Raw genomic sequence first — 14,540 nt, 5'->3', positions numbered from 1 at the left:
CTGTTCAAAAAGGTAAATAAATGCTATATTTTTCATATACATAAAAAGATTTGCTTGTGAAAGGAGATATCCCATTAAATTGTTTCGATCGATCACAAAACGTCAATGGACACTTATATTTTTAACCATCATATTCCTGGTAGCAATCTATTTTATTTTACCTATTTCTGTTCCATTAATCATTGCATTTATTACTGCACTTGTGCTAAATCCAGCGGTAGGATTTTTTCAAAGGAAAACAAAAACCAACAGAAAGACAGCGGTAATCATCGTTTTTACGTTATTTTTAATTTTCATCGGCATCGCAGGCACATTTGTTGTAACAAAAGCTGTAACAGAATTAGTAAACTTTGTGGAGGATGTACCGGAATACTTTAACGATTTAAATGAGGTGTATGCTGAATGGGAGAAAAACTTTAAACAGTATTCCGAAAACCTGCCACAGGAATTTGTCCAGGAAGTATCAAGAAGTCTGGAAGATTATCTTTCTTCTTTAAGTACAACAGCGAAAAATGAAATTACTATTGATAACATTACACAAACGTTTGCAAAAATTCCGCAATACATGGTTAGTTTTCTTGTCTATTTAATTGCTCTATTTCTATTTATGCTTGAGTTACCCGCTGTCAAAGCAAATTCATATAAATTGCTAAAAAAAGAGACCGCGGAAAAAGTTTCTTTCATGAATAAACGATTAGCGGACGTAATTCTGGGATTTTTTAAAGCGCAATTTCTTGTCAGTGTGATTATTTTTATCGTTTCGTTGATAGGACTGTTTCTCATTGTCCCTGAAGTTGCCATTATTATGTCGCTTGTCATTTGGGTTATTGATTTCATACCTATTATTGGCTCGATCATCATCCTCGGACCATGGTCATTGTTTATGCTTATTACTGGTGATACTGTATTGGGGGTAAAACTGGCAATATTAGCTGTTATTCTCCTCGGGATACGTCGTACAGTAGAACCGAAAGTGATGGGGAAACATATTGGACTTTCACCACTGGTAACACTGATAGCCATGTTCCTTGGTATTAAAATGCTTGGACTATTCGGCTTTATTATTGGCCCATTGTTATTAATTATGTTTAATTCTGCGAGAGAGGCAGGATTAATTAAATTGAACATTAAAATTTAAGAACAAAGGCGCAAGCGCCGGTTAAGGAAGGCCGACTAAAACCGGCACGTCCTGTGCCAACGTCGGCATGACCTGCATCCTGCAGGCCCGCGTATATGCTGCGCCCTGCCAAGCAGGGTGGTTTGGTGTTGCTGCCGGGAGCAGCGGTCTTAACCGAACAAACAACCGCAGGAGATAAAGGAAACATGCCACTAAAAAAGGGGTAGACGTGAGTTGGGCGCAAAGCCCGTTTTTAGTCGGCCATCCTTCTTGACTTATCGTACGGAGGTGAGGGAAGCATACTAGCCACTGGGCGCTGGAGCCGGACGTGGCCTGCCCTGACATGAGTGGAATAGAGCCTGAATCTTATACTTTCTTACTTATTAAAAAAAGCGTGAAAGCACCAAATGCTTTCACGCTTTTTATGATCCTAGTATCGCCTTAATCATACTTGTCGTTTGTCCGCCATCATAAATAATATATAGAAGCAGGTACACCATAACACCGGTAATTGCACTAAAGAACCAGATGATACTTGTAATCGGCCCTATTCTTCTATGTATCGTTATTTTACGCTTTAATGCGAGCGTTATCGTTACAACTCCAAAGATAGCACCAACAGTTGCTAAAAAAATATGGAAAATCAAGAAAACCGTATAATAAATTTTAATACTATCCGGGCCGCCAAAACTTGTATTACCGATAAAGGCAGTTCTTGATACATAAATGATAAAGAATAGCAACGCACTTATCGCAGCACAAATCATGGTCCGTTTATGTGCTTTGGCCTTCCCCTTAATAATCAATCTCCAGCCAATTGCAACTAATAGTGCGCTTAAAACGATGAAAAAAGTACTGATTGTTGGTAATAATGGCATCAAATTAATTCCTTTCTTACAACAAATTAAGAGTGAAGCCGTAAACACTCTATTGAAAACAATTTACAGCTTCAGATGTTTGGTACGAGATTACTTTGCCCCGTCCGGTTCCGGAATAGGATCGACTTTAAGACTTTCCCGGGTAAACCAGGAAAAGAATACCTTCGCCAAAATAACTCCATACGTTATTTCTTGCATTAGTTTCATAATAATACCGCCCAATTGCTGATCTTCCATTGTGCTCATTGGTGAGAACATTTCCGGTCCAGAAATGGAAGGAGCAAGCCCCTGTAATACTTCACTTGGTACACACAATGCCAGCGCCTGAATCCATGCACCGTCTTGTGAATATGCTGCGTACAAAGGTACATCTGCAAAAATAATTAGTACACATGCAGGCGTAATAAGAACCCCATTGGCAAATATGTAGCCAATCTTTAACAATGGAGATAACTTATTGAATTGCTTTAAAGGTGTCAAGACTGGAAACCAAACGATAAATGCTGCAACGAGAATAATCGTTGAAATCAGCGTATGAGCGACCGGTGAGGATTTTGTATAATCAAAGACTGCCGGAATATGGTAAATTGAAAACATTGTATTAAACAGCAACAGCGAAATAATTGGTTTGGTAAGCAGCTTGATGACTGGTCTTAGTACAGGTACATGCACAACCCGTTCCCAAATCCAAACCGGAATTCCCTTAATCATCAGGATAGGAAATACCAAGTAGTAAGTCGCCAGCTGAATCATATGGGCTGACAGCATGATATGTGTTAACAAATCAACAGGAGAGCCTTTAACAATGTATAATAACAACATTCCCAAATAGAAAAAGAACTGCTGTTTTCCCGTTGGGTTTTCATCAACACCAAACTTGTGCCGATACCGAATGGTTATCAAATAATATGCGAGACAAAGCAATAAAATAAAGGCGAAATAATAAGGACTCCACAACGCACGGAAACCAAATATTTGTAATTCCAACCACATATTAACTCACTCCATAAAAACAGCTTATACCTTATATTATAACGTATTTAATCCGCTTGCACGCATTACGAATGTGACAGAAATACAACAATGTGGGATAAAGTGAAACTTCATTCAGAGGGGTACCCTTCTTCCCCCCACTGAATGTTAGCCTGAGGCCGACACGATGTAGGGCTGGTGCTGGACCTCGCGTGCTAAGAAAATAAAAGACCAGGAAGAATCCCGGTCTTTTATTCATGTTACCACCAAGTAATTACAGTTAGTCCTGCCAATGTTAGTAATGCTGCCCAAACGCCGCCGTAAATCATTACAGCTGCCATTTCATGTCCTTCATGTTTCATGTGCATGAAGTAATAAAATTGGAATCCGACCTGAACGACTGCAAGCGTAATCAGGATAGGAATTGCGATCATTTTATCCATACCTGTTATAACGACAACGAATGCAAGAATGGTAAACACAATCATTAGTGCAAAGCTAATTAATTGCTGCTGCATTTCCTCTTTATTTTTTTTCTTTTGAAATGAATCGAGTTTGGATCCGGTGTTTTCAGTCATGGATTATCCCACCTTTCCCATTAGATATACTACTGTAAAGATGAATACCCAAACAACATCAATAAAGTGCCAATACAAGCTCCAAATATAAAATTTTGGAGCATTGTACAGGTTCAGTCCACGCTTTGCATTACGAATTAACAGTACAATCGCCCAAAATAAACCAAACGTTACGTGACCGCCGTGAAAGCCAAGGAGTGCATAAAATGCCGATCCGAACGCTGATGAACGGAATGAAAAACCATACTCGGTAATGTAATGCGTGAATTCATAAATTTCACAGCCTACAAATCCAAAGCCAAGAATAATAGTGATAACAAACCAAAGAGCCATTTTCTTAAAATCATTATTCTTCATATGGTAAATTGCATAAACACTTGTTAACGAACTTGTCAATAACAATACAGTCATCACAAATACAAGTTCCAACCCAAATAAATCTTGACCCGAAGGACCGCCTGCTGTGGAATTGTGCAGCGCTAAATACGTTCCGAACAAACTGGCAAAAAGAACGGTTTCACCACCGAGAAAGAACCAAAATCCGATAAACTTATTTTTACCTTCAAGGGTAGCTTTCTCCGGATCGTGCGGCATTGTTTCTGGATTTAAGGAATGATCGTGACTCATAACTAGTCAGCCTCCCTTTCAAGTTCTTCTTTCGTAATATGGTGACCCAAGTCATCTTTCATTGATCTTATTACCATCATTGCCAATGAGAACGCCATACCGCCAATAAGCACAGCCAACCATGCTTTATTGTCTGTTTGGTAAATAAAACCAAATCCAGCAACAAATAATCCTAATGAAAATAGAAACGGCAAGAACGAATTGTTTGGCATATGAATATCACCTAATGGTTCAGCAGGTGTCATTTCAGCTTTACCTTCTGCTTTTTCAACCCACAATGGATCAAGTCCGCGTACAAGCGGTGTTTGTTTAAAGTTATAATGGGCCGGTGGTGATGCTGTTGCCCACTCAAGGGTACGACCATCCCACGGATCTGCAGGTGCTTTTTCACCTCTTGCACTAACAATTGCGTTGATAACAAACACAATAACAGCAAAGGCCATCAAAAAAGCACCAATTGTACTAATCAAGTTACCAGTATCAAGATGGTCACCTGAATGGAATACCCAGTAACGACGAGGCATACCCATTAATCCAAGGAAATGCTGAATAAAGAATGTTAAATGGAATCCAATAAAGAATGTCCAAAATGTTAATTTGCCCAGTTTTTCATTCAAAATTCTACCGAACATTTTTGGCCACCAGTAATGCAGGGCAGCAAAAATACCAAAGATGGTACCTCCGACAATAACATAGTGAAAGTGAGCAACAACAAAGTACGAATCATGATATTGATAATCCGCAGCAACTGTTGCCACCATTACCCCAGTCATCCCGCCAATAGTAAATGAAGGGATAAACGCCAATGACCAGAGCATTGTGGAATTGATTGTAATATTTCCACCCCATAATGTTGCAAGCCAATTAAAGATTTTAATCCCTGTCGGAACAGCAATCGCCATTGTTGCAATGGAGAAAATGGAGTTGGCTACCGGACCTAAACCAACCGTAAACATATGGTGAGCCCATACCATAAACCCTAAAAATGCAATCAACATTGTTGCAAATACCATTGCCGTATAACCGAATAAACGCTTTTTGGCAAAGGTTGAGAAAACATCACTAAATACGCCGAATAGCGGTAATATCAGTATATAAACCTCTGGGTGTCCGAAAATCCAGAATAAATGCTCCCAGATAATCGTGTTACCACCTAATGACACATCGAAAAATGCTGTGCCAAACATACGGTCAAACATTAACAAAAACAGCCCTACTGTTAAAGCTGGAAAAGCAAACAAGATTAGAACACTGGCAATAAATGATGCCCATGTAAATAATGGCATCCGCATATATGTCATACCAGGTGCACGCATATTGACGACTGTTACCAGAAAGTTAATACCGCCGATTAATGTCCCAGCACCTGCAATCTGCAGACCCATTACATAAAAATCCACACCATGACCTGGCGATGTTGTTGACAACGGTGCATATCCCGTCCATCCAGCGTCTGGAGCACCGCCCAGGAACCAGCTGCAATTTAGTAATATTCCACCAAACATGAACAGCCAGAAACCCAAGGAATTTAAAAATGGAAAGGCTACATCCCGAGCACCAATTTGCAATGGTAAAACGGCATTCATAATTGCGAAAATTAACGGCATGGCCGCTAGAAAAATCATGGTTGTTCCGTGCATCGTTATCATTTCATTATATAACCCTGCACTCAAAAAGTCATTATCTGGTTTTATCAGTTGAATACGGATTAACATGGCTTCTATTCCGCCGATCAGGAAGAATAAACCACCGCCAAACAAATATAAATGTGCAATTTTTTTATGATCGACAGTCGTTAAATAATCCCATAATACAGCGCCAAAGCCTCTTTTCTGAGTAGCTGCAATACTCACTACTTTAACCTCCCTTTAACATCTTCCATCCCTTAAAAAATCCAATTCTTATCTTTTTCCTAGTCTCCAGCACTTTCAAGCGTAACCTCAGAAGGATTTAATTGCATTAAATAATCAGCGATTTTACTAGCTTCTTCGTCGGAAAGTTCTGGATAATTGTTTGTCATTTTATTTCCGGGTTTAACAGATTCCGGATCCATAATCCATTTTACAACATTTTCCTTATTATGGTCCATAATACCGGCAACTTTTGAACGGTTACCAAAGTCTGTTAAATTCGGTCCGACCTGAACAGGGGAAGATCCAATAGCATGACAACTCATACAGTTTTTCTCGTTGAATAATTCCTGCCCCTCTTTGGCTGTATCTCCTTCAGCGACTGCTTTTGGATCAACACCTTGCATATCATTGACCCACTGATCAAACTCATCCGGACTTACGGCAACAATCTTAAAGTCCATTAACGAATGGGAAGGTCCGCAAAGCTCAGCACACTTACCCCAATAAACCCCTTCTTCATCCGCTTTAATGTACATGGTATTTTCATTTTCAGGGTTTACATCCATTTTACCTGCAAGTGATGGTACCCAGAATGAATGAATAACGTCAGAAGATTTCATGTTAAGATATACTTTTTCACCTGTTGGAATATACAGATCCTGACTCGTTTGAATTTCCTGCCCTTTATAGTTAAAATGCCACCAATACTGATTCCCGGTTACTTCAACATTTAACTTATCTTTAGCACCTTTTGTATCAGCCAGGTCAAACGTTGCAATCGTTGTCGGAACAGCAATTATAATTAACAGAACAATTGGAATGACTGTCCAAATCGTCTCCAGAACTTTATTCCCTTCAACCTGCTTAGGGATAAAATTCTCTTTTCCTTTTTTCTTGCGAAAACGAACCAATACGGTAATATACACTATTGCAACAACCAACAGTACAATCGACATTACTACTGTTGTAAGGATAATTAAATCGTATGATGTCTGTGCACCATATCCTTTAGGTTTTAAAGCTGTTAAATTTTCTCTACCACATCCCGTAAGTACGAGTGCCAGTAAGCCTAACAAACTTAAAGCCCGGAATTTTCCCATCCAACCTTTCATGTATTCATACCTCTCTTTCTCTTTTGTTTCTTCCTTATATTTGATTTTTAATTAAGGACAATTACGTATTATCATTAACTGAAGGGGAATTCAAATGTGACGATTACCATCAGTAGAAAAATGATGGTTAAATAATTCAATGAATAAATAAACATCAAATTTGCCCATTTCAAATCGTTTTTCATAAAGAATCCACCAATACCCAGTGCAAGCCATCCGACATTAAGCAGTGTTGCTATCACTATAAATGTAGTGCCAAGTGAAGCTAAGTAAAATGGCAGTGGCAATAGACATGCTGTATACACAACCATCTGCCGCTTTGTAAATGCAAAACCATGAACAACTGGGAGCATTGGGATACCTGCAGCTTTATATTCTTTGCATTTTTTCATTGCTAATGCAAGAAAATGTGGCGTTTGCCAGATAAACATGATCAGAAACAATACAATTGCTGCCATATGAAGCTCAGGATCTACAGCTGCCCAGCCAATCAGCGGCGGTATTGCCCCGGAAAAACTTCCTACAACCGTGTTTAAGGTGTACCTGCGTTTCGACCACATCGTATACAGGACGACATAGATAAACCAACCCAGAAAACCAAGCACAGCAGCTTCAAGTGTGGTGAAGAGCAACATGATAATACCTGCAGCAGTTGAAGCAATACCCAAGGCAAGCACCTGGTTTAAGGGAATGTTTCCCGTAACGGTTGGCCTGTTTTTCGTGCGGGTCATAACCGGGTCAATGTCAACATCATACCAATTGTTCAGGATACAGCCACCAGCTATAACGAGAGCGGTTCCAGCCATTGTTAACAGGAAGATGCCCCAATTCTCCATAAATGATGAACCTGTAAAATGAAGAGCCAGCCAAAATCCGGCGAATGCTGTTATTAAATTGGAATTGACGATTCCCATTTTTACCAGTGATTTCAAATCATCAAAAAATGTCGTGTCTGTTTTTTCGGTTGCAGTTAATTTACCCATCATTTGTGAAGTTGTTGTTTCCGCTTTATTCAATCTAATATCCCCCCTTCAAATTCCCAACAAAAAGGCGCAAATATATAAGCATACTATCAGAATGCAGCTATATTAACTAATATTCCCCAAAGTATCCTATCATTATCCCAATTGTACCATGGAATTGTATTACATTCTATTTAGCAGGATGTTTAAAAAGTCCGGTAAAAATGACACTTCGGGATAGGGGATCTTCGACTAAGTACCGACACGTCCTGTGTCGAACGTCGAAGTCACCACATCCTGTGGAAGCTAGATAGCTTGTATCTGCGGTCTAGAACTTCTCGGACTTTTTATCCGCCTTTTTGACAACGCACCTTAACTACATACGGTTTAATACTTTTCCGGCTCGCCAAATGTGACAAAATTGTGAAATGGAGACCAAAAATAAAATAAAAGGCATAATAGCCTTCGGTTATAAAACTAAATATATGTAGTTTTCCCGTCTGAAAGGGCAAAGTGGTGGAAATCTTAACAAATATCCCCTACATTATTTCTAGCAAACAACGCTCCACTTTGCAAGGGTTTTTTCTTTTTTTATTGTGAAAACGGTAATAAATCATGATAAGGTGACAATTATGTGTAATTTGTACGTTTATCATTGCTCTTCACACCAGAAAAGTATTACTATATAACTATTGCAAAATATTTTCCGATTTAAAGTGAGGCTTTTTGTATGATTAGAACATTGAAATGGCTATCGGTAGTTGCAACGCTTGGTATGGTCTTTGTCTTAATCGGTGGCGCTCTTGTAACTAAAACAGGTTCCGGTATGGGCTGTGGACCAAGCTGGCCATTATGTCACGGCGAATTTGTGCCAAGTGAGATTACCCCAGAACTGGTTATTGAACTTAGCCACAGATTAATATCCGGCATTATGGGTATTGTCGTGCTGTTATTATCTTATCTGTCTTGGAGATATATAGGGCATATCCGTGAAGTGAAGTTTCTTGCCTTTTTATCAAGTTTCTTTTTAATCCTGCAAGCATTAATTGGTGCAGCAGCTGTTATTTGGAACCAATCCGATTTCGTTTTAGCTACCCATTTTGGTATTTCGCTTATTTCCTTTACGGCGATATTTTTATTGATGCTGCTCATTTTTGAGATTGACAAGAAATTTGATACAACCTCTTTGTATATCCGTAAACGACATCGGATTGAAATATACGCTATTACAATATATTCACTTATCGTTGTTTATACCGGCGCATTAGTCCGGCATGCGCATGCCAGCATGGTGTGCGGCAATTGGCCATTCTGCACCAATAAGTCACCCTTTTCATTTTCATCCTTCAGCTTTGAACAATGGATCCAAATGGGGCATCGACTGCTGGCCGGTATCCTGTTTATTTGGACAGTTGTCCTATTTGTTAAGGTTGTGAAGAACTACCACAATAATCGAGTAATGTTGTGGGGCTGGGCGACGACGTTACTGCTAATTATGCTGCAGGTTTTCTTTGGAGCTATGATCATTTTTACAATAGTTAACTTGGGTATTTCATTATTGCATGCGTTTGTTATCTCTTGCTATTTCGCCATGTTAAGTTATTTCGTCTTACTTTCAACTAGAAGTGCAAAAGCAGAGAATGGAAATCAGAAGTCTGATGACGGAGATCAGAATTCAGAGGCAGGTAGTCAGAAATAGAGTAACAGAGGGCTGATACAGGATAATGCCGATAAAGAGCCATTTTCTGTAATAATTATTTGTAATATAGAAATGGGAAGCAGGTATATTAATCTGCTTCCCATTTTTTCATTCAAACTCAATAAGCAAGTCATTCACAGTTATTGCTTCTCCATTTTTTACGTAAACATCTTTAATTACCCCTGCAAATGGTGCCTGTACAGTTGTTTCCATTTTCATTGCTTCTGTAATCAGCAAGTGATCCCCTTTTTTCACTTTTTCCCCTTTTTCACAGACTACCTTTACAACAGTTCCCGGCATTGTTGCACCGATATGCTTGTTATTATTTGTATCTGCTTTCGGCTTAACGGCAAGCTTGGATTTAACACTTTCGTCCTTCACAACTACTTCGCGTGACTGTCCATTTAATTCAAAATAGACAACTCGAGTACCATCGGGATGTGCCTCCGAAACGGAAACCAGCTTAACAATGAGCGTTTTTCCTTGTTCGATAACTACTTCAATTTCCTCTCCCAGCCGCATGCCGTAGAAGAATGTTGGTGTGTCAAGTACGGACATATCCCCATAGGTTTCAGTGAATTTATGGTAATCCATAAACACCTTTGGATATAGGGCATATGAAATCAAATCAAAGCTGGTAACCTGCCGATCAAGTGTTTTAAACAATGTGTTTCTTAGCTGTACGAAATCAACCGGGTCAAGCAATTCTCCCGGTCTTTCGGTAATTGCCTTCTTCCCCTTCAAGATAATTCGCTGCAATTCCTGTGGGATTCCCTGATATGGCTGTCCGATATATCCTTGTGCAAATTCCACCACCGAATCCGGAAAATCAATAGCTTCACCACGTTCGTATATATCATCTTCTGTCAAGTTATTCTGTACCATGAATAATGCCATATCACCAACTACTTTTGAGGAAGGCGTCACTTTAACCAAATCCCCAAACATTTCGTTAACTTGGCGGAACATCACCTTTACATCATTCCATCGATCTTCAAGTCCTACAGCTTTTGCTTGTTGTTTCAAGTTGCTATACTGGCCACCTGGCATTTCATGGAAATATACCTCCGTATGTGGTGCCTTCATCCCACTTTCAAATTCTGTATAGTATTCCCGGACATGCTCCCAGTATTGTGATAACTTTTCATACGAACCAATATTAATGTTAGGCTGCCGTTTTGTACCTTCAAGGGCGTGGTACAATGTTTGTGCACTTGGCTGTGATGTTAGCCCGGCCATTGATCCACAAGCGACATCTACGGCATCTACACCGGCCTGGATTGCTCGTGTGTACATTTGAATCCCATTGCCGCTTGTATCGTGGGTATGCAGGTGAATTGGTATGTCAACTGTTTCTTTTAATGTCGCGATAAGCTGATATGCTGCTTCTGGCTTTAACAATCCAGCCATATCTTTTACACCTAAAATATGGGCACCTGATGCTTCTAGTTCCTTCGCTAAATTTTTATAATACGCCAGGTCATATTTGTTACGGTTTGCATCCAAAATATCCCCTGTATAACACATCGTTGCTTCGGCAATTTTATTACTGTCACGAACCGCCTGAATGGCCGGCCTCATTCCTTCAAGCCAATTCAAACTATCGAAGATGCGGAATACATCGATTCCTGCTGTAGCACTTTTTTCTACAAATTCCTGAATAACATTATCCGGATAGTTCTTATAGCCAACCGCATTACTGGCACGCAAGAGCATCTGGAACAGAACATTCGGAATTCTTTCCCTGAGACTAAGCAGTCGCTCCCATGGATTTTCTTTCAGGAACCGGTACGCTACATCGAACGTCGCTCCACCCCACATTTCCAGAGAAAATAACTCTGGTGTTAGTCGTGCTGTTGGTTCTGCTATTTGCAATAAATCTTTTGTACGTACACGAGTGGCTAATAAGGATTGATGTGCATCCCTGAATGTTGTGTCCGTGTACAGCACTTCCTTTTGTTCCTTAAGCCAGTTTGCTAAACCATCAGGACCTTGCTTATCCAAAATTTGCTTTGTTCCACCGGGTATTTCCTCGGCATGATGTACTTTTGGAATTGGCGGCTTCGAAAAATACGGTTTTTTCTTTTTGGCCATTCCTTCAAAACCATTAATCGTTGTATGACCGATATAAGTTAACATCTTTGTTCCACGGTCTTTCCGTTTTGGAAACACAAACAATTCTGGCGTCTGATCAATAAACGTCGTGCTATACTCACCAGATAAAAACTTCTTATGAAGAATAACATTTTCTAAGAATGGGATGTTTGTTTTTATCCCGCGAATCCGAAATTCCTTTAAATTACGAACCATCTTTTGCGCTGCTTGTTCGAATGTTAACGCCCATGTGGAAACCTTCACTAATAACGAATCATAATGCGGTGAAATTACTGCACCTTGAAAGCCGTTTCCGGCATCAAGCCGAACACCAAATCCGCCGCCAGTACGGTAGGCCATAATTTTGCCAGTATCCGGCATGAAATTATTTAGCGGGTCTTCCGTCGTTACCCTTGACTGTATTGCATAGCCGTTTGTTTTGATGTTGTCCTGTAGCGGGATACCGATGGCATCTCCATGAAGCGGCTGTCCCTCCGCTATTTTAATTTGCGTTTGCACAATATCAACACCAGTAATAAGCTCGGTTATGGTATGCTCTACTTGAACCCGCGGATTGACCTCAATAAAATAAAAGTCATTACCTGTGACTAAAAATTCAACAGTACCTGCATTTAGATAATCAACATTCTTCATCAGGTTGACAGCTGCCTCACAGATTCTCATTCGTAGTGTTTCATCAAGTGATACACTTGGAGCAATCTCAACAACTTTTTGATGCCGTCGTTGTACTGAACAGTCACGTTCAAATAAATGAACGATATTGCCGTCATGATCCCCAATAATCTGGACTTCAATATGTTTCGGATTTTCAATTAATTTTTCAACGTAGACCTCATCACTGCCAAACGCTGCCCTCGCTTCAGATTTAGCGCGATCATATGCTTCGGACAAGCCATTTTCATTACGTACAATCCGCATTCCTCTTCCACCGCCGCCAAGGGAAGCCTTGATAATGATCGGATACCCGTATTTCTCCCCAAATGCTTCAACTTCATCAAGCGAAATAACTGGACCATCGCTGCCTGGTATTACAGGTAATCCGGCATTAACCGCCTGTGTTCTGGCTTTCACCTTATCCCCGAACATATTTAAATGCTCGCTTGTTGGGCCGATAAAAAGAATCCCTTCCTGTTCACAGCGTCTCGCAAATTGAATATTTTCGGATAAAAAGCCGTATCCAGGATGAATGGCATCAACACCAACGTCTTTTGCAATTTCAATAATCCCTTCGATATCCAGATACGCATCAATCGGTTTCTTTCCTTCACCGACTAAATATGCTTCATCTGCTTTATACCTGTGATAGGAACCTGTATCCTCATTCGAGTATATCGCAACAGTTCGAATGTTTAATTCTGTACAAGCACGAAACACCCGAATTGCTATTTCCCCGCGATTTGCGACCAATATTTTGTTAATTTGTTTTACATCAGCCATGATCTTCCTCCTCTATTAATATTTTGTGGTATATCTTTCTCTTTTGCTGGAACAGGCTGCTGTTCTTTCAGTTTTACACTTCTGGCAATATTATTTAAAATTCCCATGGAGATCATCATGATCAACAGGGAAGAACCACCATAACTAACAAACGGCAACGGTACACCAGTAATCGGCAGGAGTCCGCTTATCGCACCTAAATTAATAAATGACTGGACACCCACCATCGAAGAAATTCCGATGGCGAGTAATGCCCCGAAGCTGTCTTCACACTTTCTGGCAATGAAAATTCCTCTAAGAACAATAATCGCAAGCATTCCCATTACTAAAATAACCCCAACAAAGCCAAGTTCCTCAGCAACAACCGCCATAATGAAATCAGTATGGGCCTCTGTCAAATAACCAAGTTTCTGTACACTGTTGCCAAGTCCTTCACCGGTTAATCCACCAACACCTATAGCCAGATAGGATTGAATAAGGTGATAGCCATCATCGTCTGGATGTTCAAAAGGCTGATAGGCTCCAGTAAACCTGGAAATCCGTTCATCTGTTACCATGTTCGGGATCGCAACCAAAATAATCAATAATCCGGCTGCAATGAGGATAAACAAATGTCTGAATTTGATTCCCGAGCTAAAAATCACGGAACAGGCAATTAAAAAGATAATGGCGGCAGTTCCGATGTCTGGCTGCAAGACAATGAGCCCGAGCACGAATCCGGTTAAAATTAATGGTGGCAATACACCTTTATTAAACTCATTAATATAGGCTTGCTTTTTGGAATAAACAGAGGCTAAATACATGATTAGTCCCAGTTTCGCAAACTCGGCGGGCTGAAGGCTGATAAAGCCAAAGCTAAACCATGACTGTGCACGATTAACCTCTGTTCCAAAAAACAATACACCGATCAATAAAATAATAATGAATAACATGATTATTTTCATTAATTTTTGATAATATTTGTAAGGAAAGAGACTGCAAATAATAAACCCGACAGCACCAATGATAAACCACTGTAATTGCTTAAACAAATAATGGGTACTTTCATAATCTTCCATGACTGCTGTAACCATACTGGCGCTGTATATCATAACCATTCCGAAACCGGCTAACAGAAGCGGAGTAATCATTAATGTGAAATCGTTATTTTTTAATTTCTTTATCATCGTACTTCTCCCCAAGCTATGTAT

Annotated in this window: 11 protein-coding genes; 2 read left to right on the top strand and 9 right to left on the bottom strand. The window is 39.8% G+C overall.

Annotated features, from left to right (window positions below):
• Positions 1 to 79: 79 nt before the first annotated feature.
• Complete coding sequence (gene ytvI / locus CZ382_RS04690; protein WP_088050057.1) at positions 80 to 1,138, top strand: sporulation integral membrane protein YtvI; 1,059 nt, start codon at positions 80 to 82, stop codon at positions 1,136 to 1,138.
• A gap of 401 nt (positions 1,139 to 1,539) precedes the next feature.
• Here ytvI and CZ382_RS04685 read toward each other — a convergent pair whose 3' ends face one another.
• The 7 genes from CZ382_RS04685 to cyoE all read right to left on the bottom strand — a co-directional run bounded on the left by CZ382_RS04685 (position 1,540) and on the right by cyoE (position 8,153).
• Entirely contained in the window at positions 1,540 to 1,995 is a 456-nt protein-coding gene (locus CZ382_RS04685; RefSeq protein WP_088050056.1) for a DUF420 domain-containing protein, read from the bottom strand.
• 90 nt (positions 1,996 to 2,085) lie between these two features.
• Positions 2,086 to 2,988 (bottom strand): cytochrome c oxidase assembly factor CtaG, encoded by a 903-nt coding sequence (ctaG, locus tag CZ382_RS04680; protein ID WP_088050055.1) that lies wholly within the window; start codon positions 2,986 to 2,988, stop codon positions 2,086 to 2,088.
• 239 nt (positions 2,989 to 3,227) lie between these two features.
• Positions 3,228 to 3,545 (bottom strand): cytochrome c oxidase subunit IVB, encoded by a 318-nt coding sequence (gene ctaF, locus CZ382_RS04675; protein WP_088050054.1) that lies wholly within the window; start codon positions 3,543 to 3,545, stop codon positions 3,228 to 3,230.
• Positions 3,546 to 3,548: 3 nt separating this feature from the next.
• Positions 3,549 to 4,172 carry a cytochrome (ubi)quinol oxidase subunit III gene (locus CZ382_RS04670; RefSeq protein WP_088050053.1) on the bottom strand — a complete coding sequence of 208 codons (624 nt, stop codon included), beginning with the start codon at positions 4,170 to 4,172 and terminating at the stop codon, positions 3,549 to 3,551.
• Positions 4,173 to 4,174: 2 nt separating this feature from the next.
• Positions 4,175 to 6,025 (bottom strand): cytochrome c oxidase subunit I, encoded by a 1,851-nt coding sequence (ctaD, locus tag CZ382_RS04665; protein ID WP_088050052.1) that lies wholly within the window; start codon positions 6,023 to 6,025, stop codon positions 4,175 to 4,177.
• A 59-nt stretch (positions 6,026 to 6,084) separates the two neighbouring features.
• Positions 6,085 to 7,137, bottom strand: a complete 1,053-nt coding sequence (coxB, locus tag CZ382_RS04660; protein WP_088050051.1) for a cytochrome c oxidase subunit II — start codon at positions 7,135 to 7,137, stop codon at positions 6,085 to 6,087.
• A gap of 74 nt (positions 7,138 to 7,211) precedes the next feature.
• On the bottom strand, positions 7,212 to 8,153 hold the full coding sequence (gene cyoE, locus CZ382_RS04655) for a heme o synthase (RefSeq protein ID WP_284732496.1): 942 nt from the start codon (positions 8,151 to 8,153) through the stop codon (positions 7,212 to 7,214).
• A 676-nt stretch (positions 8,154 to 8,829) separates the two neighbouring features.
• On the opposite strand from cyoE, the gene CZ382_RS04650 reads away from it, so the two are divergent.
• On the top strand, positions 8,830 to 9,798 hold the full coding sequence (locus tag CZ382_RS04650; RefSeq protein WP_088050050.1) for a COX15/CtaA family protein: 969 nt from the start codon (positions 8,830 to 8,832) through the stop codon (positions 9,796 to 9,798).
• Positions 9,799 to 9,906: 108 nt separating this feature from the next.
• Here CZ382_RS04650 and pyc read toward each other — a convergent pair whose 3' ends face one another.
• Both pyc and ftsW read right to left on the bottom strand, forming a co-directional pair.
• Positions 9,907 to 13,350 carry a pyruvate carboxylase gene (gene pyc / locus CZ382_RS04645; protein WP_088050049.1) on the bottom strand — a complete coding sequence of 1,148 codons (3,444 nt, stop codon included), beginning with the start codon at positions 13,348 to 13,350 and terminating at the stop codon, positions 9,907 to 9,909.
• Positions 13,338 to 14,516: a putative lipid II flippase FtsW gene (gene ftsW, locus CZ382_RS04640; protein WP_088050048.1), complete on the bottom strand. Its 1,179-nt coding sequence runs from the start codon at positions 14,514 to 14,516 to the stop codon at positions 13,338 to 13,340. The genes pyc and ftsW overlap by 13 nt, the downstream gene beginning before the upstream one ends.
• Positions 14,517 to 14,540 lie beyond the last annotated feature (24 nt).

The organism is Virgibacillus dakarensis, assembly GCF_900155625.1.
In the GTDB taxonomy this organism is placed as follows: Bacteria; Bacillota; Bacilli; order Bacillales; family Amphibacillaceae; genus Lentibacillus_C; species Lentibacillus_C populi.
This window is presented reverse-complemented; position numbering and strand designations above follow the sequence as displayed.